Genomic DNA, 23,247 nt, shown 5'->3' on the forward strand with positions numbered 1-23,247 from the left:
GGTGTGGGGGCGCCGTCGGGGCTGGTTTTCCGGATTCACTGGTCCGACGAGAAGCGGACCGCTCCCGCCGGGATCTGCGCGTCGCACCAGACCCGCGCGCCGTCCCTCAGCTCGTTGTCGGCGCCGATGATCGCGCCGTCGCCGATGACCGTGCCCGTGAGGACCGAGCGTTCGCCCACGCGGGCCCTGGTGCCGATCAGGGAGTCGGTGATGACGGCGCCCGGTTCGATCACCGCGCCCGGCAGGATCGTCGAGCCGGCGACTCGCGCGCCCTGCGCGATGTACGCGCCCTCGCCGACCACCGTGCCGCCCGTCAGCTTCGCGTCGGCGGCGACCCTTGCCGTGGGCAGTATCAGGCGGTCGCCGCAGCGGCCGGGTACCGCCGGGGAGGGGGCCCGGCCGAGGACCAGGTCCGCCGAGCCGCGGACGAAGGCGGCGGGGGTGCCGAGGTCGAGCCAGTACGTCGAGTCCACCATGCCCTGGAGGTGGGCTCCGGCCGACAGGAGTTCGGGGAACGTCTCGCGTTCGACCGAGACCGGACGGCCCTGCGGGATCGTGTCGATGACCGAGCGGCGAAAGACGTAGGCGCCCGCGTTGATCTGGTCGGTGACGATCTCCTCGGGGCTCTGGGGTTTTTCCAGGAAGGCGAGGACCCGGCCCGTGTCGTCGGTGGGGACCAGTCCGTAGGCCCGGGGGTCCGTCACCTTGGTGAGGTGGAGGGAGACGTCGGCGCCCGTGGTCTCGTGTGTGCGCACCAGCGCCCTGATGTCCAGGCCCGTCAGGATGTCACCGTTGAAGATCAGGACCGGGTCGTCGGGGGCGGAGTGCAGCCGGGCGGCCACGTTGCGGATCGCGCCGCCCGTGCCGAGGGGCTCCTCCTCGGTGACGTACTCGAGGTGGAGCCCGAGGGACGAACCGTCGCCGAAGTACGGCTCGAAGACCTCCGCGAGGTAGCTCGTCGCGAGGACGATGTGGTCGACGCCCGCCGCTCTGGCCCGGGCCAGCTGATGGGTGAGGAAGGGGACGCCTGCCGCGCGGACCATGGGCTTCGGGGTGTGCACCGTGAGGGGCCGCAGCCTCGTGCCCTTGCCGCCGACCAGGAGGATCGCTTCTGTCACCTGTCGTCTCCGCTTCCTGCCCGGGACCGGCCCGAACTGCCTTTCGACCGGCCAGTGTATGCAGACCGTTGTGCTGCACCTTCGGCGGCCGTGCGGCATTCGCGCCTGCCCCCCGACGGCGGTGAAACGGGTGTACGAACCGACCGTCAACGGCCCTGGAGACGGGCGGCTGTCGTGCGGGTGGATCCGAGTTTGCGATAGAGCTGCCGTCCGGGGCACTCCGTGGCGAAGCCGTCCCGGTGACCGGAGATCACGTTCAGTCGTACCTTCTTACCCTTCGGATAGCGGTTGCCACCGCCCGACTTCAGATACGTCTTGCCCTTGGGGTTGGCGCCGTGCAGGCCGAGCTTCCACGCGGCGAGTTGTGCGATGGCCCTCGTCGCGGCGGCGGGCGGCTTCTTGGCGCCGTAGCTGCCGAGAACGGCGATCCCCATGCTGTTGGAGTTGAAGCCGAGGGTGTGGGCGCCGAGGACCGGCCTCGCCACGCCGCCCGCCCGGCCCTCGTAGATGTTTCCGCACTTGTCGACGAGGAAGTTGTAGCCGATGTCCCGCCAGCCCATGCTCTTGACGTGGTAGCGGTAGATACCGCGAATGAGCGAGGCCGCCTGCGTACAGCGGTACCCGTTGCCGGACGCCGTGTGGTGCACGAAGGCCGCCTTGACCTTCTTCGTGTAGACGAACGTCCGCTCGCGCAGCCCCTCGTCGGCGCCCCAGCCGTGCCGGGTGACGATGCGCGGGCGCGGCCCGATGTACGGCTTCACCCGCTGCTGCCCCGTCAACTCCGCCGCACGCAGGGCGAACAGTTCCTGCTCGGTCTGCTGCCGGTCCAGCGCCGGGATCTCGGTGGCGCCGAGGCCGACGAGACCGGAGTTGGCGGCGGAAGCGTCATTGGCGGCGTCGGCATCGGCGGGGTCGGCGGTGGGCGCGGGGCGTGGTGCGAGAGCGCGCCGGGGTGCGCCGGCCGCGCTCTCCTCGCCGGTGGGCGCCGGTGCGCTCTCCCCCGGGTCCACGAGTTCCAGACGCAGACCGGCGGGAAGCGGGGCGGTCGTCGTCGCCGTACGGGAGCCGCGGGCCGTGTCCTCGGTCCTGCGGTCGGCCTCGGCGCGGACTCGTACCTCCACTCCGTCGGAGTCGCCCACCCACAGCGGTGCCGTGGCGCCGTGGACGCGGCCGGAGGTGCGCTCGGCCGTGCCGGGGTCGGCGGCGTCGTCGTTGTGGATCTCCAGGTCCTGCCAGCCCGACCAGGTGTCGGCGCCGACCGCTCGGGTGCGGACCTGGACGCGGCCGTTCAGGACGGCGTCCGGGTCGTCCCAGATGACGCCCACGAGGGAGAAGTGCCGGACATCCCGGCGTGGCAGGCCCTGTTCGGCGACCGGGGCGAGGGTGCGGTCCCGGGAGGTGAGGGGCGCGAGGGGCAGCGACTGGGTGCCCCCGAGGGCTCCCGCGCCCGATGCCGGTCTCACGGCAGCGGAGGACACCGGTCTCGCCGCGACCGCGGACGAGGTGAGGGGAAGGGCGAGGGCGACCGCGCAGGTGACGCCGACCGAGGAAGCAAGAAGTCCACGCATGCTCCCGATCCTGGACATAGTCATATAAATCTGTCCATCGGGGAACTGACGGGCCGTCGGGTGCCGTTGCGCCGAACCGGTGGCCCCGCGCGGAGGTGTCCGGCCGCGGGCCCGCGTACGCTTTCGCGGATGAACGCCACCGATCGCACCCCTGCCGACCTGCTGCGTTCCGCGCTCGCCGCGGACCCCGGACGCCCCCTGGTGACCTTCTACGACGACGCCACGGGTGAACGGGTCGAATTGTCCGTGGCCACCTTCGCCAATTGGGTGGCCAAGACCTCGAACCTCCTCCAGGGCGACCTCGCCGCGGCACCCGGCGACCGGGTGGCGCTGCTGCTGCCCGCGCACTGGCAGACGGCGGTGTGGCTGCTGGCGTGTGCGTCGGTGGGGGTGGTCGCGGACGTGGGCGGCGACCCTTCGGCGGCGGACGTCGTGGTGAGCGGGCCGGATTCGCTGGCGGCGGCCCGGGCGTGTTCCGGGGAGCGGGTCGCTCTCGCCCTGCGGCCGCTGGGCGGCCGGTTCCCGCAGACGCCGGACGGGTTCGTGGACTACGCCGTGGAGGTACCGAGCCAGGGTGACCGGTTCGTTCCGTTCGCGCCGGTGGATCCGGACGGGCCCGCGCTGGTCGTGGCCGGCCGGGAGTTCAGCGCTGCGGAGGTCGTCGAGCGGGCCCGGGCCGAGGGGACGGGGGATCGCGTGCTGTCGGGGCTGTCGTACGACACGTGGGACGGGTTGAACGCCGGGCTGTACGGGGCGCTCGCCAACGGGGGGTCCGTGGTGCTGTGCCGTCATCTGGAGCAGTTGGGCGAGGAAGGGCTCACCAAGCGGATCGAGAGTGAGCGGGTCACGGCCGTACGCCGGTGACCGGACGGCCGGACGCCGGGTGCGGTCACCCGAGTGGAGCAGTACCGGCCGCCCCCGGGAAGCGGTACGCGTCATGGTCGTACGGACAGACCCGTACGCCATGAGGGGTGGGCCGACTCGTGACCGACACTGCTCGCGGCCTCGGGCCCGGCCTCGGGGCGTCGGCCGACGGTGAAGGGTTCATACGCCGGCGCCGACGGCGGTGGCTGCGCGGTGCCGGGCTCGCCGGCGCCGTGGTCGCCACGGCGGCCGGCGGTACCGGATGGGCCGTCTACGCCAAGCTCGACGGGAACATCACCGCGGACGACGCCGCCGCCGCGGAGCTCGCCCGGTACGAGAAGGACCGGCCGACCTCGCTCGTCAAGGGCGCGCAGAACATCCTGCTGATCGGGTCCGACTCACGGGCGGGCGACGGGAACGCGCGGTACGGGCGGGACTCCGGGACCGCGCGGTCGGACACCACGATCCTGTTGCATCTGGCCGCCGGGCGGCGGGCCGCGACCGCCGTGTCGCTGCCGCGGGACCTGATGGTGGACGTGCCGGCCTGTCTGGGGCGGGACGGGACCCGCAGTGAGCCCATGTTCGCGATGTTCAACCACGCCTTCCAGCTGGGCGGTTCGGCCTGCACGATCCGGACCGTCGAGAAACTCACGAACATTCGCGTGGACCATCACATGGTCGTCGACTTCCATGGCTTCAAGGACATGGTGGACGCCGTCGACGGGGTCGATGTCTGCCTCGCCGAACCGATCGACGACAAGGCGGCCAGGCTGCGGCTTCCGGCCGGGCGGGTGACGCTGAACGGCGAGGAGGCGCTCGGCTATGTGCGGGCCCGCAAGTCCCTCGGCAACGGCAGCGACACCGGCCGGATGGACCGTCAGCAGCGCTTTCTCGGGGCACTCGTCAACAAGGTGCAGAGCAATGACGTACTGCTGAATCCGGTGAAGCTCTATCCCGTGCTGGACGCGGCGACTTCCTCGCTCACCACCGATCCCGCACTGGCGAGTCTGCGCGGGCTGTACGAACTCGTACGCGGACTCAGGCACATCCCCACCGAGCGGGTGCAATTCCTCACCGTGCCGCGGGAGTCGTACGTCTACGACGCCAATCGTGATCAACTCGTCGAACCCGAGGCCCGGCGGCTTTTCGAACGGTTGCGCAAGGATGCGCCGGTGAAGGTGACGGAGAAAGCCCCGAAGGTTTCAGAAGATTCTCATGACGAAGAACCCTATGGAGAATCTGAGAACGGCGACGGGACCCCCGCCTTCCGCGGCAACACGGCCGCCCAGGACACCTGCGGGTAAAGCGTTTGCCAAGGTGACGAAGCCGCGTCCGGGCAAATGGGCGGATTGCCCGGTTGTAGGGACGTGGAATGCGTCACCGCCGTACCCTGTCGGCGAATCGGACGGCTAGTGTGAGCGATCCGGTGCATCCGGCCGACGGAGGATTCAGCAACCGTGGACGCACAAGGCCGTGGGCGGGCGGGCGAAATCGACCCCGCCGACCAGTGGGTACTCAACCCGCACACCGGTGAATACGAACTGCGACTGACCCCTTCCGCACCGCAGTCGGGTGTTCCCGGTCCCCGTAGATCCATGCCCTCCCCCAGCAGGGCGGGCACGCCCGTCGGCCGTACGACCACTCCGGTGGTCCCCGGCCGGGACGTCCCGCCGCCGCGCAGGCGCCGGGGCGCGCCGCCCGAGGAACCGCTGCCGGGGCGGCGCGGACGCCGGCCCGTCAAGAAGAAGTCGACGGCGAAGAAGGCGCTGCTGTGGACCGGCGGCACGATGGCCTTCGTGCTCGTCGCGGCCGCGGGCGGCGGCTACCTCTACATCCGCCACCTCAACGGGAACATCACCTCCGTCTCCGACGACGGCGCGAGCACCGGTGGCTTCCAGTCCGACAAGGCGATCAACATCCTGCTGATCGGCACCGACAAGCGGACCGGCAAGGGCAACGGCAGCTACGGCGACAAGGACAGCGTCGGGCACGCGGACACCACGATCCTGCTGCACGTCTCCAAGGACCGGACGAACGCGACCGCGCTGAGCATCCCGCGCGACCTGATCGTGGATGTGCCGGACTGCCCGACCACGCAGGAGGACGGCACCACCAAGGTCATCCCGGGCAGCGACGACGTCCGCTTCAACACCAGCCTCGGTCAGGACGAACGCACCCCCAGCTGCACGGTACGGACCGTGACGGAGCTCACCGGGATCCAGGCCGACAACTTCATGGTGGCCGACTTCAACGCGGTCAAGACGCTGACCACGGCGGTCGGCGGAGTCGAGGTCTGTCTGGCCAAGGACATCGACGACGAGGACTCCAAGCTCAAGCTGTCCAAGGGCACGCACACCATCTCGGGCGAGCAGGCCCTCGCGTTCGTGCGCACCCGGCACTCGGTCGGCTTCGGCGGTGACCTGAGCCGGATCGGGCTGCAGCAGCAGTTCCTGAGCGCGCTGATGCGCAAGCTGAAGTCGAACGACACGCTCACCAACCCGGCGAAGATGCTGAAGCTGGCCGAGGCGGGCACGAAGGCGCTGACCGTCGACTCGCAGCTCGACAGCATCGGCAAGCTGAAGGACCTCGGCCTGGAGCTGGGCAAGCTGAACGTGAAGAACCTGACGTTCGCCACCGTGCCGGTTGTCGACAACCCGGCGGAGAAGGTGAAGGCGACGGTCGTCCTCAACAACGAGACGGCCCCCACGGTCTTCGACATGATCAAGAACGACGTGTCGTTCACCGAGGTCAAGAAGAAGGCGAGCGCCTCCAAGAGTGCGGAGGCCGCGGAGGCGGCGGCCCGTCTGAAGGGCACCAAGTCCGCCGCGTCCGAGGTGCGGGTGCGCATCCTCAACGGCGGTGCGGTGGCGGGCAGCGCGCAGGCCGAGCTGGAGTACCTCCAGAACGAGGAGGGCGTGCTGAAGTCGGAGAACGCGGGCAACGCGGACGCGGCGCTGGCGAAGACGACCCTGGAGTACGCCCCCGACCAGGCAGCCCAGGCGCGGCGCCTCGCGGCCATCATGGGGCTGTCCGGTTCGGCGCTGAAGCCCGGCAAGAGCGTCACCAACTCCCAGGGCCTGCCCACCATGACCCTGACCCTCGGCAAGGACTTCAAGGGCGCCGGGGTCTCCTTCACCACGGCGACGAAGGCACCCGAGGGGGTGCAGCAGTCCACGGCCGACAAGGTCGAGTGCGCCAAGTGAGAGCCGGCTCCGCGGTGACCTAAGAGACCTGTCGTGCGTCTAACCAGTCGTACGGCAGGTCTTTTCGTTCGTTCGGCGCGTGAGGGTGGGGAGACAGGGGATGGGGCACAGCAGTGTGCACGAGGAGGGGGCGCGGGCGGATGTACGGCCCGCCCAGGGGGCCGGTCCGGAGAAACCCGGGCGGCACGGGCGGCGGCGGGCCAGGGCCCAGCGCAAGCACCGGGTGCTGAGATGGTCGGCGACCACGCTCGCCGTGCTGATACTCGGCACGGCCGGCGCCGGATACCTCTACTACCAGCATCTCAACGACAACATCCGCAAGGGTGAGCGCAGCAGCGGTGACTCCAAGGCACACAAGGCCGGGGCCAACGCGGCCGGGCAGACGCCGCTGAACATCCTGCTGATCGGCTCGGACAGCCGTAACTCCGACGAGAACGTGAAGCTCGGCGGCAGCAGGGACAACCGCGGCAACCCGCCGCTGGGCGATGTGCAGATGCTCATCCACCTGTCCGCGGACCGCAAGAGCGCGGCAATGGTGAGCATCCCGCGCGACACCCGCGTCGACATCCCCAAGTGCACCGACCCGGACACCGGCAGGACGTACCCGGCGACCACCGACATCATCAACCTCTCCCTGGCCCGCGGCGGCGCGGGCTGCACGCTCGCCACCTGGCAGAACCTCACCGGCGTCTACATCGACCACTGGATGACGATCGACTTCTCCGGCGTGGTGCGGATGGCGGACGCCATCGGCGGGGTCTCCGTCTGTGTGAAGCAGAACGTGTGGGACCGCCCGACGCGCGACGTGTCCGGCGGCTCCGGGCTGAAGATGAAGGCGGGCACGCACAAGGTCAAGGGCAAGCAGGCCCTGCAGTGGCTGCGCACCCGGCACGCCTGGGGCAGCGACCTGATGCGGGCCAGGGCCCAGCACATGTACCTGAACTCGATGATGCGCACGCTCAAGGGGCAGAACGTCTTCACCGACACCCCGCGGCTGATGGGCCTGGCCGAGGCGGCCACCAAGTCCCTGAAGGTGTCCGAGGAGATCGGCTCGGTCAAGGACCTCTACGACCTGGGCATGCAGCTCAAGTCGGTGCCGACGGACCGCATCACCTCGGTGACGATGCCGAACGTCCAGGACCCTAAGAACGAGGACCACGTCGTACCCGACGGCGCGAACGCCGACAAGCTCTGGGAGATGCTCCGCGACGACGTGCCCCTCGACAAGAACGGCAAGAACGGCAAGAGCTCCGCCGGGAAGAAGACCGCGCAGGCCACCAAGGCCCCTTCCGCGCCCGACGGCGAGATCGGCGTCCTCGTGCAGAACGCGACGGCCACCTCCACGCTCGGCCCGGTGGGCGGACGCGCCGGCACGATCGCCGAGGAGCTCGTGCGGAAAGGTTTCTCGCAGGCGTCCAAGGACGCGACGGCGGGCCTCTCCGAGGACCGGACCGTGGTGCGCTACCCGAGCGCCGATCTGGAGGGTGACGCCCAGCGCGTCGCCAAGTCCCTGGGAATTCCCTTGAGTTCGGTGAAGAAGTCGACCGATGTCTCCGGGGTCACCCTCGTCGTGGGCGCCGACTGGCGTACCGGGACGGCGTATCCGAAGCAGTCCGAGGCCAGGGCCGGTGATCTCCCGGGCAATACGGACGCCATCAACGGCTCGGACACCGGGCAGTGCATGGACGTGTACGGGGTGTACCAGTGGTAGTCGAACGCTGGGGTCCTGGCGTACGTACCTGTTTGCAGAATCGGCACGGGAACAACTCACGTCGCTCAAGGCCCGACCGGGCGGATAGGGTGAGCGATCCAGCGATCGCCGCGTGGCCCTGACGGAGGATTCGGACAACCGTGGACGCACAAGGCCGTGGGCGGGCGGACGACGTCGACCCCGCCGACCAGTGGGTGCTCAATCCGAACACCGGTGAATACGAACTGCGACTGGGCCCTTCCGCACCGCAGTCGGCCGTCCCCGGTCAGCGGGGATCCGCGCCCTCCCCGAATCGGCCGGGAGCACCGCGTGGTCGTACGACCACGCCCGTGGCCCCCGGCCGGGACGTCCCGCCGCCGCGCAGGCGCCGGGGCGCGCCGCCCGAGGAACCGCTGCCGGGGCGGCGCGGACGCCGGCCGGTCAAGAAGAAGTCGAAGGCGAAGAAGGCGCTGCTGTGGACCGGCGGCACCATGGCCTTCGTCCTGGTCGCCGGTGCCACGACGGGCTACGTCTACCTCAAGCACCTGGAGGGCAACGTCGGCACGGCCGATGTCGGCGACGCGGCCGCGAGCAACTTCAGCAAGGACGAGGCCTTCGACATCCTCATCATCGGCACCGACAAGCGCACCGGTGAGGGCAACGAGGGCTACGGCGACGCGGGCAGCGTGGGCCACGCCGACACCAACATCCTGCTGCACGTGGCCAAGGACCGGACGAACGCGACCGCGCTCAGCATCCCGCGCGACCTGATCGTCGACATACCCGACTGCGAGACCAAGCAGGAGGACGGCTCACAGAAGGTCGTCGCGGGGCAGGAGGACGTCCGCTTCAACAGGAGCCTCGGTGAGAGCGGCCGCGACCCGGGCTGCACGATGCGCACGGTCGAGGCCACCACCGGCATCAAGCCCCAGCACTTCGTGATGGCCGACTTCAACGCCGTGAAGACCCTGACCACCGCGGTCGACGGCGTCGAGGTCTGCGTGGAGAAGGCCGTCAACGACAAGAAGTCGAAGCTCGTCCTGCCCGCGGGCACGTCGAAGGTGGAGGGCGAGCAGGCCCTCGCCTTCGTGCGCACCCGGCACGCCTTCGGCAACGAGGGCGACCTGGACCGGATCAAGGTGCAGCAGCAGTTCCTGGGCTCGCTGATGCGCAAGATGACCTCCGGCGACACCCTGACCAGCCCCGCCAAGCTGCTGAAGCTGGCGGAGGCCGCGACCGGCGCGCTGACCGTGGACAAGGCGATCGGCAAGGTCGGCGTGCTCAAGGACATCGCCCTGGAGCTGAAGAAGGTGCCGACGAAGAACATCAGCTTCATGACGATCCCGGTCAAGGACAACCCCGCCGAGACGGTCAAGGCGACGGTGGTCGTCAACGAGACGCAGGCCCCCGCCATTTTCGACGCGATCAAGAACGACGTGTCCTTCACCGAGGTCAAGAAGCAGGAGAAGAAGGAGAAGGCGGAGGTCGCGGCCCGGCTCAAGGGCGCCAAGTCCGCCGCCTCCGACGTACGGGTGCGTATCCTCAACGGCGGTGCGGTCGCGGGCAGCGCGCAGCAACAGCTGTCCTACCTCCAGACCGAGGCGGGCGTGACCAAGTCCGAGAACGCGGGCAACGCCGACGCGGCGCTCGCGAGGACGACCCTGGAGTACGCCCCCGACCAGGCCGACCAGGCCCGCCGCCTCGCGGACATCATGGGCCTGTCGGGTTCCGCGCTGAAGCCCGGCAAGAGCGTCACCAACTCCCAGGGCCTGCCCGCCATGACCCTCACCCTGGGCAAGGACTTCAAGGGCGCGGGCGTGAAGCTCAGCTCCGCCACGGCCGCCACGCCGGGCGTGGAGAAGTCCACCGCCGACAAGGCGCAGTGCGCGAGCTGAGGCCCCCGGAGGCGGGTCCCAGGTCTCGCACAGGTTCATAGGGCAACCTCACGGCCCCGTCGTATGTCTAAGACGTGCGGCGGGCCCGTGGCATGACCGCGGGTCCGGTGGGGTGGGTGGGGAGGACGGGAACGTTGACAACGCAATACAGCGTGCAGGAAGTCGCGCCGGCGACCGAGGGGGACAGCGGGCACGGCAGCCGCAGGGCGCCGCGCAAACACCAGATGCTCAGATGGTCCGCGGCCACGCTCGCGGTGCTGATACTCGCGGTGGCCGGAACCGGCTACCTCTACTACCGGCACCTGAACTCCAACATCGAGCAGGACGACCTGAACCTGGGCGACAACAAGGTCGCCGAGCCGACGCCGAACGCAGCGGGCCAGACCCCGCTGAACATCCTGCTGATCGGCTCCGACGCCCGGGACAGCAAGGAGAACCAGGAACTCGGCGGCGCCAAGGAGACCTTCGGCTCCACGCCGCTCGCCGACGTGCAGATGCTGCTGCACCTGTCCGCCGACCGCAGCAACCTCTCGGTCGTCAGCATGCCCCGCGACACCCTCGTCAAGGTCCCCAAGTGCACCGACCCGGACGACGGCAAGGTGTACGCGGCGAGCGACGGGCGGGTGATGGCCAACCAGAGCCTCGGCCACGGCGGTCCTGGCTGCACGGTGGCCACCTGGCAGGAACTCACCGGCATCCACATCGACCACTTCATGATGGTCGACTTCTCCGGCGTGGTGTCCATGGCCGACGCCATCGGCGGCGTGCCGGTCTGCGTGGACGCCAACATCCTCTCGCGGGACAGCCAGGGCCACGGCTCCGGCCTGAAGCTGGAGAAGGGCACGCACCCGGTCAAGGGCGAGCAGGCCCTGCAGTGGCTGCGCACCCGCTACGGCTTCGAGGACGGCAGCGACCTCGCCCGCGCGAAGGCCCAGCACATGTACATGAACTCGATGGTGCGCGAGCTGCGCGACAACGCCACCCTCAGCAGCCCGAACAAGCTGCGCAAGCTCGCCGAGCAGGCCACGAAGGCCGTCACCGTCGACTCGGGGCTCGGCACCGTGAAGAAGCTCTACGACCTCAGCAACGAGCTGCGCAAGGTGGAGCCGGCGCGCATCACCATGACGACCATGCCCAACCGCTACGTCGGCGCGCGCGTGGAGCCCACCGAGGACGCCGAGCAGCTCTTCCGGCTGGTGCGCGAGGACATCGCGCTGGACGGCAAGGACGCGAAGAAGGCGACCGCCGGCAAGACCGAGGCGGCCTCCGACGACCCGGCCGCCGCCAAGGACGAGATCGGGGTCCTGGTCCAGAACGGCACCCGCACCGACAGCCTGGCCGCGGCGCGCGGACGCGCGAGCACGGTGGCCGCGCTGCTGGTGGACAAGGGCTTCGAGAAGGCCGTCTCCGACCGTTCCGCGTCACTGAGCGAGGCGACGACGCTCGTGCGCTATCCGAGCGCGGAACTGCGGGGCGACGCCGAGGCGGTCGCCAAGTCCCTGGGTATCCCTGTGAGTTCGGTGAAGAAGTCGACCGATGTCTCCGGGGTCACGCTCGTCGTGGGCGCCGACTGGCGCGAGGGGGCGACGTACAAGGCGCCCAAGGAGGACGACACGACCCCGAAGACCGCTGAGGCCCTCAACGGCGCGGACGACACGGCCTGCATGCACGTCAACCCGGGCTTCACCTGGTGACGAAGGCGCCCCTCGGTCCTGAGGGGCGCCGTCCTTGAGTTCACACCTTGTTCAGCACGGCCGGCCGCCGCGAGGCGATGACCCGCCTGGCCAGGGAGCGCGGGCTGGTCAGAAAGCCGTAGCCCCACGACATGTGCATGGTGGCGAGGGCGACGGGGATCTGGAGCCGTGCCTTCAGCGGCAGCCCCTTGCCCGCGGGCAGCGAGCCGAGGACGATCGCCGCGAGATAGCCGCCGGGGATCACGAAGCCGAGCGGGGTCAGCGCGGCGCCGGCCACGATCCCGGCCGCGATCGCGCACACCGCGGCCGGCGGAGCGAGGTAGCGCAGGTTGATGGAGCCCTCGTGGTAGCGGGCGACGACGTGCCGCCAACGGCCGTAGTCCTTGTACTGCTTGGCGAGGGCCTTCACACTCGGCCGCGGGCGGTACGACACCCTGAGCTCGGGCGAGAACCAGATGAGCCCGCCCGCCTCACGGATCCGGAAGTTCAGCTCCCAGTCCTGGGCGCGGATGAACTCCTCGTTGTAGCCGCCCTGTTGCTCGAGGGCCTCACGGCGGAACACCCCGAGGTACACGGTCTCGGCGGCCTGCGCCGCACCGCCCGTGTGGAAGGCCGCGTTGCCCACGCCGATCTTCGAGGTCATCGCGGCGGCGACCGCGTGCTCCCAGTCGTTCTCGCCCTCGGCGTGCATGATGCCGCCGACGTTCTGCGCGCCGGTCTCCTCCAGGAGCCGTACGGCGGTCGCGATGTAGTTCGGCGAGAGCATGCCGTGCCCGTCGACGCGGACGACGATCGGATGGCGGGAGGCCTTGATCGCGGCGTTGAGGGCGGCGGGGGTGCGGCCGGTGGGGTTCGGGACGGTGTGGACGCGCTTGCTTTGAAAAGATGCAGTCTCGGCCACGAGCTGGGCCGCGATCTCGTCCGTGCGGTCCGTGGAGGGACCGAGGGCGATCACGACCTCCATCTCGCCGGCGTACTCCTGCGCGAGGATCGCTTCGACGGCTCCGCGCAGATGCCGCTCCTCGTTGAGGACGGGCATGATCACAGACACAGCGGGGGGCCGCACGTCGGGCTTGGCGTTCATAGGGTGCTCACGTTACCGCGAACGGGGGACACCATCGCGCCCCGCCCGGGGCGGCGCCGGTCGTCGCAGATCGTATGGGCCTACGGTGCTCAAGATCCCTCGTTCGGCTGTTCCTCGCGGAGGTGTCCCCGCATGCCCACCACACCCCCCCGGCCCTCCGCCGCCCGCCCTCGCCCCCCGCAGCGCAGGCCCCCGCGGCCCCCCGCACCACGCAAGCGGCCCCGCTGGGCCATGCGGGCGGTGACCACCCTGTCCGTCGTCGTGCTCGCCTCCGCCGGGATCGGGCACGCGGTGATGACCAGCCTCGACGCGGACATCACGCGCGTGGACCCCTTCAAGGACATGAAGAACCGGCCGCGCGCCGGACACGGCATGAACGTGCTGCTGGTCGGCACCGACGGCCGCGACAGGATCACCGAGGCGGAGCGCCAGAAGTACCGGCTGGGCGGAGCACCCTGCCACTGCACCGACACGATCATGATCGTGCACATCTCGGACGACCGGGAGCGGGCGAGCGTGGTGAGCCTGCCGCGCGACTCGTACGCCACGACCCCGGCGCACGTCGACGCGACCACGGGGGAGCGCCATCACGGACACCCCATCAAGATCAACGCGGCGTACGCGGAGGGCGGGCCGCAGCTGACCGTCCGGACCGTGGAGTCCATGACCCATGTGAAGATCGACCACTATCTGGAGGTCGACTTCACCAGCTTCATGAGGACGGTGGACGTGCTCGGCGGCGTCGAGATCTGCAACGCCGACCCGCTGAAGGACGCGTACACCGGCCTCGACCTCGCGGCGGGCCGGCACCGGCTGATGGGCGGGCAGGCACTCCAGTACGTCCGCGCCCGGCACGCCGACGGCTCCTCCGACCTCGGCCGGATGAAGCGGCAGCAGCGCTTCCTGGCGGCACTGATCGGGCGGGCCACCTCGTCGGGCGTCCTCCTGAACCCGATGAAGTTCCGCGATGTGGCCCGGGCCGTCCTCGGCTCCGTACGGGCCGACAAGGGCTTCGGCACGGACGAACTGCTCGACCTGGGCCGGGCGATGCGGAACTTCTCCCCCTCCTCCTCGGAGTTCACGACCGTGCCGATCGGACAGATGGGATACGCCGTCAAGGGCGTGGGCTCGACTCTGAAGTGGGACCCCGTGAAGTCCGAGCGGCTCTTCAAGGCCCTGCGCGAGGACCAGCCGCTGGCCGCGCACCAGCCGAAGAGCAGGGCCATGCTGGTCCCGGTCTCCCCGCAGCAGATCCGCGTCCAGGTCGAGAACGGCACGGCGACGGACGGACTCGGCAAGCGGGTCGACGCGGCACTGGCCTCGACGGGATTCCGTACGACGGGCAACCCGGTCGACTCGGCCGACCGCACCCTGAAGCGCACGGTCATCGCCTACGACCCCCGCTGGGACCGCTCGGCCCGCTCCCTGGCGGCGGCCCTGCCCGGAAGCGAACTGCGGGCGGTGAAGGGCCAGGGGGCGGTGCTGAAGGTGCTCGCGGGCACGGACTTCGACCGGGTACGCAAGGTACGGGCCGAGGACGAGCTGCAGGGGGAGTTCGGAGTGGTCACGGGGGACGAGGTGGGGTGCGTGTAGGCGGAGCGCTGTCCGTGAGCTCTCTCACGGGGCGGGCTCAGTCCTCGAACCCCTCCGCCGCCCGCTTCTCCCGCAGCTCCATGATCGCCCGGCGGCGCGCGAGGCGGTGGGTGCGGCGGATCTGCGCCTCCTGGTAACGGCGCTCATCGCGTTCCGTCTCCGGGAGCACCGGAGGGACCCGGCGCGGCCTGCCGTCGGCGTCGACCGCCGCGAAGACGAGGTAGGCGGAGCCGACCTGGGTGGCGGGCGTGGACTCGTTCCAGCGCTCCGCCAGGACCCGCACACCGACCTCCATCGAGGTCCGGCCGGTCCAGTTGACCTGCGCCTTCACATGGACGAGGTCACCCACCCGGACCGGCTCCAGGAACGCCATCTCGTCCATGGAGGCGGTGACCGCGGGCCCGCCGCTGTGACGGCCGGCCACCGCGCCAGCCGCGTCGTCCACCAGCTTCATGATCACGCCACCGTGCACGGTACCGAGGAGGTTGGTGTCGGCCTGGGTCATGATGTGGCTCAGCGTGGTGCGGGACGCCGAGGTGGGCTTGCCGGGGATCTCCGGCGTCTCCGGGATCTCCGGTGTGCCTGGTGCGGCGGCGGTGGCCTGGTCTGTCATGTCCCTCACCCTATGCCTGATGACAATTCGGGAATTTGTGTCAGCTTGGCAACAGCGCTGACCTGATTTTCCGACGACCCTTGTATAGGCCCCAGCGGGTACCTGCACACTGGGCCCCATGAACGATTGGCCCGAGGGATGGTCCGGCGACGACCGCGACCGGTACGGACGCGGCAGCGCGAGCGCACAGCCCGAGAGCGCCCGCGTGATGCGGCAGGTCCGCCGCGATCAGGGGGCGCCCGGGCAGGGCGCGTACGGCCGCCGGAGCCCGTCCGCGCCGCCGTACGGAAACGGCGTGCCCCAGCAGCCGTCGTACGTCAACGGCCAGGGTCACGGCGGCGGTGACTACGACGCGTACGACAGCGGCTACAACACGGGCCAGGTCTACGGCGGCTCCGGGGGCGGCGGTTACGGCGACCCCGGCGATCCGGGCGGCGGCCGTGGTCCGCGGCCCGCGCCGAACTGGCGCAAGCGGATCAAGTGGACCGCGATCGTCGTCATCACCGGCCTGGTCGTGACGACCGTCTCCACCTACTTCTGGGCCGACTCCAAGCTCAACCGCGAGGTCGACCTGTCCAAGGTCATCGACCGGCCGGACCAGGGCGACGGCACCAACTACCTGATCGTCGGCTCCGACAGCCGCGCCGGGCTCTCCTCCGAGCAGAAGAAGCAGCTGCACACCGGCTCCGCCGCGGGCAAGCGCACCGACTCGATGATGATCCTGCACACCGGCAGCAACGGCGACACCCTGATCTCGCTGCCGCGTGACTCGAACGTGGAGATCCCGAGCTTCGTCGGCTCCGAGTCCGGCAAGACGTACAAGGGCACGGGCCGGCACGTGAAGCTGAACGCCGCCTACGCCGAGGACGGCCCCGAGCTGCTGGTGCGCACGGTCGAGTACAACACCGGCCTGAAGATCGACCACTACGTCGAGATCGGCTTCGCCGGCTTCGCGAACATCGTGGACGCGGTCGGCGGGGTCGAGATCGACATCCCGAAGGGCGGCATGAAGGACACCAAGTCCGGTGCCGACTTCACCGCGGGCAAGCAGACCCTGAACGGCGACCAGGCGCTCGCCTTCGTCCGCACCCGGTACGCCCTCGCGGGCTCCGACCTCGACCGCACGAAGAACCAGCAGAAGTTCCTCAACGCGCTCGCCAACCAGGTCGCCACCCCGAGCACCATCCTGAACCCCTTCAAGCTCTACCCGACGATGGGCGCGGGCCTGGACTCGCTGATCGTCGACAAGGACATGGGCCTGTACGACCTGGGCAAGATGTTCTGGGCGATGAAGGGCGTCAACGGCGGTGACGGCACGTCCATGAACATGCCGATCTCCGGCTCCACGGGCGGCAACCTGGTCTGGGACAAGGCCAAGGTCAAGACGCTGGTCGACGAGCTGAAGAACGACGAGAAGGTCACGGTCTCGGGCAACTGAGGTTCACTGTCTCGGGCAACTGAGGGCCAGGGCCCTCAAGCCCGCCGTCCCGAACCGAGCAGCGCGATGTGCGGAAGGGCCAACCGCCCTTCCGCCACCGTGTGTTCGGCACACAGCCGGTCGTACTCCCGCCGGATCCGTACGACGGTCCCCGGGTCCTGCGAGGTGACGACCAGTCCTATCGTGGCGACACCGCCCGCGGCACCGCTCCACCACTCCTCGACACCGGCCCGGTGGTCCCAGGCGAGTTCGGCCGCCTCCGCCTCGATGAATCCGGCCTCACCGAGCAGTTCGGCGAGGCCGTCCGCCGTACGGCTCCAGTCCTGCGGCGGATCCAGCCGCGGGAGGTAGGCCGGCGGTACGGCCCCGCCCGCCTCGCAGGCCCGGCCGAGCAGGTCCTGTCCCGCGCCGCGCCGGGCGCTCCACGTCGTGAGGGCGATCCGGCCGCCGGGGCGCAGGAGGCGGTGGAGTTCGGCGAGGGCGGCTCGGGGGCGGCCCACGTGGTTGAGGACGAAGTTGCCGACGACGGCATCGAACTCGCCGTCACCGTAAGGGAGTTCAGGAAGTACACCGGTGCGCGCGTCGACCCCGCGGGCCCGCGCCGCCGCCACCATCCCGGCATCGGCGTCCACGGCACTCACCAGGGCGTCGCGCGCCCGCGCCGCCACGGCCGCCGTACCGGTGCCGGTGCCGACGTCGAGGACGCGCGTACCCGCCTCGACCCCGGCGGCGTCCAGCAGGGCCTCCACGGGATGGGCGCACAGGCGCGCGAAGCTGCCGGCGTAGGCCTCGGTGCGGTCCTTCCACATCTCGCGCTCGGCGGCGTCGAAGGCCTCGGTCGCGTTCGCGTGTGTCATGGACCCCAGCCTGCCGCACCCAGGGCCGGGGACATCCCGGCGGATGCCCCCGGCCCCTGGACCGCTGTCAGCCGGCCGGCGTCACATCGCCATGCCCGACATCGCGCGACAGGTCTCCATACAGCGACGACACGCCTGTGCGCAGCGCATCATCTGGGGATCGTCCGGCATGGACATACACGCCTCGGCGCACATCTCGCACGCCTTGGCGCACATCGCGCACATCTCGGCCGACATGGGCGAGCGGCGCATCATCATGTCCGCGCACATGCGGGTCATCTCGGCACAGTCGATGAGCGCGCGCATGATCTGCATCTGCGCCTGGCCGCCCATCTGCATGCAGGAGCTCATGGTCTCCTCGCAGACGCTGTGGCACTCCATGCACGCCGCCACGCAGTCCTGCATCTCCTTGCTCATCGCGGTCATGCTCTCGGCCTGGGTCATGGCTCCTCCTCGGGGACGCGGGGGCCCGGGACGGGCCCCCGTGCCCTTCCGTCCTACGCCCCTCCCCGGCCGTGCGCCATCGGACGGACGCGACCAATCCGCCCCGGAATGCCCCACCCGCAGTACGACAAAGCCCCCGGAACGCGTCCGGGGGCTCGGTCGTCGCCACGCCGACCGGTTACGGCAGGTTGCGCGCCATCACGATCCGCTGGACCTGGTTCGTGCCCTCGTAGATCTGCGTGATCTTCGCGTCGCGCATCATCCGCTCCACCGGGTAGTCCCGGGTGTACCCGTACCCGCCGAGGAGCTGGACCGCGTCCGTGGTGACCTCCATGGCCACGTCCGAGGCGAAGCACTTGGCCGCCGCGCCCTGGAAGGTGAGGTTCTTGTCGAGGCGCTCCGAGGCGGCCGCGGCCTGGTAGGTCAGGGCACGGGCGGCCTCGATCTTCATGGCCATGTCGGCGAGCATGAACTGGATGCCCTGGAAGTCGGCGATGGCCTTGCCGAACTGCTTGCGCTCCTGGACGTAGCCCTTGGCGTAGTCGAAGGCGCCCTGGGCGACACCGAGGGCCTGGGCGGCGATGGTGATGCGGGTGTGGTCCAGGGTCTTCATCGCGGTGGCGAAGCCGGTGCCCTCCTCGCCGATGATGCGGTCGGCGGGGATGCGGACGTTGTCGAAGTAGACCTCGCGGGTCGGGGAGCCCTTGATGCCGAGCTTCTTCTCCGGGGCGCCGAAGGAGACGCCCTCGTCGGACTTCTCGACGACGAACGCCGAGATGCCCTTCGAGCGCTTCGTCGGGTCCGTCACGGCCATCACCGTGTAGTACTCGGACTCGCCCGCGTTGGTGATCCAGCGCTTGACGCCGTTGAGGATCCAGTGGTCGCCGTCGCGGACCGCCTTGGTCTTCATGCCGGCCGCGTCGGAGCCGGCGTCCGGCTCGGAGAGGGCGTAGGAGAACATCGCGTCGCCCTTGGCGAGCGGCGACAGGTACTTCTTCTTCAGGTCCTCGGAACCCGAGAGGATCACCGGGAGCGAGCCCAGCTTGTTCACGGCGGGGATGAGGGAGGAGCTCACGCAGGCGCGTGCGACCTCCTCGATCACGATCACCGTGGCCAGCGCGTCGGCGCCCGCGCCGCCGAACTCCTCGGGGACGTGCACGGCGTGCAGGTCGTTGGCCACCAGCGCGTCCAGCGCCTCGCGCGGGAAGCGGGCCTCCTCGTCGACCGCTGCGGCGTAGGGCGCGATCTTCGCCTCCACCAGCGAGCGGATGGCGTCCCGGAGCATGTCGTGCTCCTCGGACGGGCGGTACAGGTCGAAGTCAGCCGATCCGGCCAAGGTCTCTCACGCTCCAAGGACGCTGCAATGCCTGTGCTAATTACCGTTAAGTAACTCAAATTTTAGGGGTCCGCCCACGGGAGTGACGACGTGAGCTTGGCGACAGCGGGAAAGCTGCCCGTCAGGCGCTCCGACTATGCTCGGGCGCGCACCGGACCGTCCCCCTTTCTGGAGTCTCCATGGCCCTCAAGATCACCGTGATCGGCACCGGCTACCTCGGCGCCACCCACGCCGCGGCCTTGGCCGAGCTCGGTTTCGAGGTCCTGGGGCTCGACGTGGTGCCCGAGAAGATCGAGATGCTCCAGCGGGGCGAGGTCCCGATGTACGAGCCCGGCCTGGAGGACCTGCTGCGCAAGCATGTCGCCGGCATCGAGGGCTCCACCGGCCGGCTCCGCTTCACCATGGACTTCGCCGAGGTCGGCGCCTTCGGTGACGTGCACTTCGTCTGCGTGAACACCCCGCAGCGGCACGGCGAGTACGCCTGCGACATGTCGTACGTCGACTCCGCGATCGCCTCTCTGGCCCCGCACCTGACCCGCCCGGCCCTGGTCGTCGGCAAGTCGACGGTGCCGGTGGGTTCCGCCGACCGGCTGGCCCGCTACCTGGCCGACCACTCCCCCGCCGGCGCGGACGCCGAGCTGGCCTGGAACCCCGAGTTCCTGCGCGAGGGCTTCGCGGTGGACGACACGCTGCACCCGGACCGGATCGTCGTCGGCGTGCGCAGCGAGCGCGCGGAGAAGCTGCTGCGCGAGGTGTACGCGACGCCGCTCGGCGAGGGCACGCCGTTCGTGGTGACGGACTTCCCGACGGCCGAGCTGGTGAAGACCTCCGCGAACTCCTTCCTGGCCACGAAGATCTCCTTCATCAACGCCATGGCGGAGGTGTGCGAGGCCGCGGACGGCGATGTGGCGAAGCTGGCGGAGGCCATCGGCTACGACGACCGGATCGGGAAGAAGTTCCTGCGGGCCGGGATCGGCTTCGGCGGCGGCTGTCTGCCGAAGGACATCCGCGCCTTCATGGCCCGGGCGGGTGAGCTCGGCGCCGACCAGGCGCTGACGTTCCTGCGCGAGATCGACTCGATCAACATGCGTCAGCGCGGCCAGATGGTGGAGCTGGCCCGGCAGATCCTGGGCGGCGGACCGTTCCTCGGCAAGCGGGTCGCGGTGCTCGGCGCCACCTTCAAGCCCGACTCGGACGACGTCCGCGACTCCCCCGCGCTGAACGTCGCCGGGCAGATCCACCTCCAGGGCGGCCAGGTCACGGTCTACGACCCGAAGGGCATGGACAACGCCCGCCGCCTGTTCCCGACCCTCGGCTACGCCGACACCGCCGTGGACGCGGTCCGGGGTGCCGACGTCGTCCTCCACCTCACGGAGTGGCGGGAGTTCCGCGAACTGGACCCGGCGGCCCTCGGCGAGGTCGCGACGGCAAAGGTCGTCCTGGACGGCCGCAACGCCCTGGATCCGGTGCTGTGGCGGAAGGCCGGGTGGACGTACCGGGCGATGGGGCGGCCGACCGCCTGATCCCGAAAGCAGGCCGCACAGGGCCCCGGCGTACTCCAGCGCCGGGGCCCTGTCGTGTCGTGGTGGCCGGAAGCACCTCCAAACCAGGCATATGCCAGCCCTCCCCGGAATCCTCAACACGAGTTCGATTTGCATTCGAGCACAGTGCGGAATCGACCGTTCTCACAGACCGCACCCCCGTAATGGAGAGGTAGGCAACCATCGGTTAACCGGTGCGTAGTGATGCGGAATCCACCCTCCACTCCACTGTTCGTCATCGGCCGCGTTCTCCGGTCGGATTGAGATGAGCATGTCAGGAGTGAGTCATGCCCTTGTTCCGCAGGGCGACCCGAGCCTCCGCCCGCGACCACCGCGACGAACTGGTCGCCGGGGCGCTCGTCGGCACCGTGGTGATCGTGCTGGGCTACGCGTCGGGCATCGGCGCCCCCGCCTCCGGCGCGGCCGAGGCCGCTCCGGCGGTCACCCCGCCGGCCGCCATGGCACCGACGACGACCTCCCCGGGGGCCGGTCAAGCCCCGGGGGGATCCGGGGAGTTGCCGTCGTACGGCGGAGTCGGTGGAGCCGGTGGAATCGGCGGAGTCGGCGGAGGCCTCGGATACGGCGGCGGGTACGGCACCGGCGGCGGGGGCGTGGTGACCGGTACCGTCCCCGTCGGCTCCGGTGGCGGCCAGGGCGGCGGGCACGCCGGCCACGGGACCACGCCGGTCCCGGGCACCGGGTCCCCCACACCCACCACGCCCGCGCCCACCACCCCCGCGCCCTCCCCCTCGGGCACCTGCGCGGACGGCGAGGTCACCCTCGTACAGCCGCTGCTCGTCGGGGTCACCGACTCCGTGTTCGGCCTCCTGGACGGCCCGGCGGCGACCCCCTCCCCGTCGCCGACCTCCTCTCCCTGCGTCGGGCTCGCCCCCGCCTCGAGCCTCCTGGGCGGCATCCTCGCCCCGGCCTCCGCCTCCCCGCAGCCGGAGGCGACCCCGTGAGGACCCTGCGCCGGACCCTGTTGCTCCTCGCCGCCCTGCTCTGCGCCCTGTTCGGCGCGGTCCAGCCCGCCGTCGCCCACACCGGGTTGGTGAGCTCCTCCCCCAAGGACGGGGCCGACCTGAAGAAGGCGCCCGGCAGCCTCGTCCTCACCTTCGACGAGGCCGTCGACCTGGCCGACGTACGGGTGCTGACGGTGGACGGCGACCGGCTGCCGGTGTCGCACACGGCGAAGAAGAGTGTCGTGCGGGTCGCCCTCAACAGCCCGGCGGACGGGAAGTTCGCCGTCGTCTGGTCCGTCGTGGACGAGAAGGACGGGCACGCCTCCTCCGGCCGGATCGCCTTCACCGCCGGCGCGGCCGCCACAAAGGCCAGCGGCGACGAGACCCCTGCCGCCGCTCCCGGACCGTCCCCCTCGGTCCGCAAGGGTCTCGTCGCCGCCCGCTGGGCCGGATATCTCGCGCTGGCCCTGTTCGTCGGCGGACTGGCGTTCGTCGCGCTCCTGTGGCCGGGCGGCACCCACGAACCGCGGGCCCGGGTGCTGCTGGGGCTCGCCTGGCCGGTCGGGCTGCTGGCGACCGTGGCGGCCGTCGGACTCCAGGGCGCCTACACCTCCCTCGGCGGCCTGCGGGACGCCCTGCGCCCGGCGACCTACGCGGACGTCCTGGCCACCGAACCCGGCATCGTGCTCGCCGCGCGCGGGCTGATGTGGGTGCTCGGGGCCGTGGTGCTCAGCGCCCTGCTCCAGGGCGGCCCGGCCACCTCCCGCTCGCCGGGCTGGCGGGTGGGCGCCCTCGCCGTGACCTTCGGGCTGCTGCGCACGACCGGGATGACGGGCCACAACTCCGAGGGCAGCGAGCCCACTTGGGGCGCCGTCGCCGACTTCGTGCACCTGCTGGGGGCCGCGCTGTGGATCGGCGGGCTCGCCATGCTCGCGCTGGCCGTACTGCCGCGCCGCCGGGCCGGAGAGCTGGCGCGGGTCGTGCCGGGCTACTCGAAGCTCGCGGCCGTGAGCGTCACGGGCATCGTCGGCGCCGGGCTGGTGCTCGCCTGGCAGGTGGTGGGGTCGTACGGCGCCCTGCTGCACACCTCGTACGGGCATCTGCTGCTCGTCAAGACGGCCGTCCTCGGGGGCGTCCTGGTGGCCGCGTACGCGAGCCGCCAGTGGGTGCGCACCCGTCTCGATCTCGCCGTGCTGCTGCGCGGCGACGCCGCCACCGTGCGGCCCTTCGGTTACTCGGTCGCGGTCGAGACGGGGCTGGTCCTCGTCGTCCTCGCCGTGACGAGTCTGCTGGTCACGGCCGATCCTGGCCGCTGAACTCCATGGGAAACAACTCCCTGGGAAACAA

At 70.4% G+C, this 23,247-nt stretch carries 18 protein-coding genes; 11 read left to right on the forward strand and 7 right to left on the reverse strand.

Annotation, left to right across the window (positions count from 1 at the left end; all coding sequences use genetic code 11):
* Positions 1 to 35 precede the first annotated feature (35 nt).
* The gene (locus tag ACGFWE_RS29375; RefSeq protein WP_352388124.1) at positions 36 to 1,118 is read right to left on the reverse strand and encodes an NDP-sugar synthase; all 1,083 of its coding nucleotides are present in this window, start codon (positions 1,116 to 1,118) and stop codon (positions 36 to 38) included.
* Positions 1,119 to 1,264: 146 nt separating this feature from the next.
* Positions 1,265 to 2,686 carry a peptidoglycan recognition protein gene (locus ACGFWE_RS29380; RefSeq protein WP_393602838.1) on the reverse strand — a complete coding sequence of 474 codons (1,422 nt, stop codon included), beginning with the start codon at positions 2,684 to 2,686 and terminating at the stop codon, positions 1,265 to 1,267.
* Between the two features lie 129 nt (positions 2,687 to 2,815).
* Here ACGFWE_RS29380 and ACGFWE_RS29385 point away from each other — a divergent pair, with 129 nt between their 5' ends.
* From ACGFWE_RS29385 to ACGFWE_RS29410, 6 genes are all read left to right on the forward strand, one after another.
* Positions 2,816 to 3,550: a TIGR03089 family protein gene (locus tag ACGFWE_RS29385; RefSeq protein WP_393602840.1), complete on the forward strand. Its 735-nt coding sequence runs from the start codon at positions 2,816 to 2,818 to the stop codon at positions 3,548 to 3,550.
* Between the two features lie 119 nt (positions 3,551 to 3,669).
* Positions 3,670 to 4,854, forward strand: coding sequence for an LCP family protein (locus ACGFWE_RS29390; protein WP_393602842.1), 1,185 nt, complete (start codon positions 3,670 to 3,672; stop codon positions 4,852 to 4,854).
* Positions 4,855 to 5,007: 153 nt separating this feature from the next.
* Positions 5,008 to 6,753: an LCP family protein gene (locus tag ACGFWE_RS29395; RefSeq protein ID WP_393602844.1), complete on the forward strand. Its 1,746-nt coding sequence runs from the start codon at positions 5,008 to 5,010 to the stop codon at positions 6,751 to 6,753.
* A gap of 100 nt (positions 6,754 to 6,853) precedes the next feature.
* The gene (locus ACGFWE_RS29400) at positions 6,854 to 8,464 is read left to right on the forward strand and encodes an LCP family protein (RefSeq protein WP_393602846.1); all 1,611 of its coding nucleotides are present in this window, start codon (positions 6,854 to 6,856) and stop codon (positions 8,462 to 8,464) included.
* Between the two features lie 140 nt (positions 8,465 to 8,604).
* Positions 8,605 to 10,338, forward strand: a complete 1,734-nt coding sequence (locus ACGFWE_RS29405) for an LCP family protein (protein WP_352388136.1) — start codon at positions 8,605 to 8,607, stop codon at positions 10,336 to 10,338.
* Positions 10,339 to 10,490: 152 nt separating this feature from the next.
* Positions 10,491 to 12,032: an LCP family protein gene (locus ACGFWE_RS29410; RefSeq protein ID WP_352388877.1), complete on the forward strand. Its 1,542-nt coding sequence runs from the start codon at positions 10,491 to 10,493 to the stop codon at positions 12,030 to 12,032.
* 40 nt (positions 12,033 to 12,072) lie between these two features.
* Here the strand turns inward: ACGFWE_RS29410 and ACGFWE_RS29415 are convergent, their stop codons facing one another.
* Entirely contained in the window at positions 12,073 to 13,116 is a 1,044-nt protein-coding gene (locus ACGFWE_RS29415) for a glycosyltransferase family 2 protein (RefSeq protein ID WP_393602848.1), read from the reverse strand.
* A 132-nt stretch (positions 13,117 to 13,248) separates the two neighbouring features.
* Between ACGFWE_RS29415 and ACGFWE_RS29420 the strand changes: the two genes are divergently transcribed.
* Positions 13,249 to 14,709: an LCP family protein gene (locus ACGFWE_RS29420; protein WP_393602850.1), complete on the forward strand. Its 1,461-nt coding sequence runs from the start codon at positions 13,249 to 13,251 to the stop codon at positions 14,707 to 14,709.
* Positions 14,710 to 14,746: 37 nt separating this feature from the next.
* Here the strand turns inward: ACGFWE_RS29420 and ACGFWE_RS29425 are convergent, their stop codons facing one another.
* Positions 14,747 to 15,322, reverse strand: coding sequence for an acyl-CoA thioesterase (locus ACGFWE_RS29425; protein ID WP_393602852.1), 576 nt, complete (start codon positions 15,320 to 15,322; stop codon positions 14,747 to 14,749).
* A 118-nt stretch (positions 15,323 to 15,440) separates the two neighbouring features.
* Between ACGFWE_RS29425 and ACGFWE_RS29430 the strand changes: the two genes are divergently transcribed.
* A complete protein-coding gene (locus ACGFWE_RS29430) occupies positions 15,441 to 16,760 on the forward strand; it encodes an LCP family protein (RefSeq protein ID WP_352388144.1) in 1,320 nt (439 codons plus the stop codon).
* Positions 16,761 to 16,795: 35 nt separating this feature from the next.
* On the opposite strand, the gene ACGFWE_RS29435 is transcribed toward ACGFWE_RS29430, so the two are convergent.
* From ACGFWE_RS29435 to ACGFWE_RS29445, 3 genes are all read right to left on the reverse strand, one after another.
* Positions 16,796 to 17,617 (reverse strand): class I SAM-dependent methyltransferase, encoded by an 822-nt coding sequence (locus ACGFWE_RS29435; protein ID WP_393602854.1) that lies wholly within the window; start codon positions 17,615 to 17,617, stop codon positions 16,796 to 16,798.
* An 81-nt stretch (positions 17,618 to 17,698) separates the two neighbouring features.
* Complete coding sequence (locus tag ACGFWE_RS29440; protein ID WP_352388148.1) at positions 17,699 to 18,061, reverse strand: four-helix bundle copper-binding protein; 363 nt, start codon at positions 18,059 to 18,061, stop codon at positions 17,699 to 17,701.
* Between the two features lie 178 nt (positions 18,062 to 18,239).
* Positions 18,240 to 19,397, reverse strand: a complete 1,158-nt coding sequence (locus ACGFWE_RS29445) for an acyl-CoA dehydrogenase (RefSeq protein WP_393602856.1) — start codon at positions 19,395 to 19,397, stop codon at positions 18,240 to 18,242.
* Positions 19,398 to 19,576: 179 nt separating this feature from the next.
* Between ACGFWE_RS29445 and ACGFWE_RS29450 the strand changes: the two genes are divergently transcribed.
* From ACGFWE_RS29450 to ACGFWE_RS29460, 3 genes are all read left to right on the forward strand, one after another.
* Entirely contained in the window at positions 19,577 to 20,920 is a 1,344-nt protein-coding gene (locus tag ACGFWE_RS29450; protein ID WP_352388152.1) for a UDP-glucose/GDP-mannose dehydrogenase family protein, read from the forward strand.
* A gap of 305 nt (positions 20,921 to 21,225) precedes the next feature.
* Complete coding sequence (locus tag ACGFWE_RS29455; protein WP_352388154.1) at positions 21,226 to 21,900, forward strand: hypothetical protein; 675 nt, start codon at positions 21,226 to 21,228, stop codon at positions 21,898 to 21,900.
* Positions 21,897 to 23,216, forward strand: a complete 1,320-nt coding sequence (locus ACGFWE_RS29460; protein ID WP_393602859.1) for a copper resistance CopC/CopD family protein — start codon at positions 21,897 to 21,899, stop codon at positions 23,214 to 23,216. Before ACGFWE_RS29455 ends, ACGFWE_RS29460 begins: the two co-directional genes overlap by 4 nt.
* Positions 23,217 to 23,247: the final 31 nt, after the last annotated feature.

It is taken from the genome of Streptomyces sp. NPDC048523 (assembly GCF_043199815.1).
In the GTDB taxonomy this organism is placed as follows: domain Bacteria; phylum Actinomycetota; class Actinomycetes; order Streptomycetales; family Streptomycetaceae; genus Streptomyces.

Bases quoted from the DNA above. Each gene is read 5' to 3' on its own strand.
- ACGFWE_RS29380 (WP_393602838.1), bottom strand. From the start codon at position 2,686: ATGCGTGGACTTCTTGCTTCCTCGGTCGGCGTCACCTGCGCGGTCGCC.
- ACGFWE_RS29385 (WP_393602840.1), top strand. From the start codon at position 2,816: ATGAACGCCACCGATCGCACCCCTGCCGACCTGCTGCGTTCCGCGCTC.
- ACGFWE_RS29400 (WP_393602846.1), top strand. From the start codon at position 6,854: ATGGGGCACAGCAGTGTGCACGAGGAGGGGGCGCGGGCGGATGTACGG.
- ACGFWE_RS29415 (WP_393602848.1), bottom strand. From the start codon at position 13,116: ATGAACGCCAAGCCCGACGTGCGGCCCCCCGCTGTGTCTGTGATCATG.
- ACGFWE_RS29420 (WP_393602850.1), top strand. From the start codon at position 13,249: ATGCCCACCACACCCCCCCGGCCCTCCGCCGCCCGCCCTCGCCCCCCG.
- ACGFWE_RS29425 (WP_393602852.1), bottom strand. From the start codon at position 15,322: ATGACAGACCAGGCCACCGCCGCCGCACCAGGCACACCGGAGATCCCG.
- ACGFWE_RS29430 (WP_352388144.1), top strand. From the start codon at position 15,441: ATGAACGATTGGCCCGAGGGATGGTCCGGCGACGACCGCGACCGGTAC.
- ACGFWE_RS29435 (WP_393602854.1), bottom strand. From the start codon at position 17,617: ATGACACACGCGAACGCGACCGAGGCCTTCGACGCCGCCGAGCGCGAG.
- ACGFWE_RS29440 (WP_352388148.1), bottom strand. From the start codon at position 18,061: ATGACCCAGGCCGAGAGCATGACCGCGATGAGCAAGGAGATGCAGGAC.
- ACGFWE_RS29450 (WP_352388152.1), top strand. From the start codon at position 19,577: ATGGCCCTCAAGATCACCGTGATCGGCACCGGCTACCTCGGCGCCACC.
- ACGFWE_RS29455 (WP_352388154.1), top strand. From the start codon at position 21,226: ATGCCCTTGTTCCGCAGGGCGACCCGAGCCTCCGCCCGCGACCACCGC.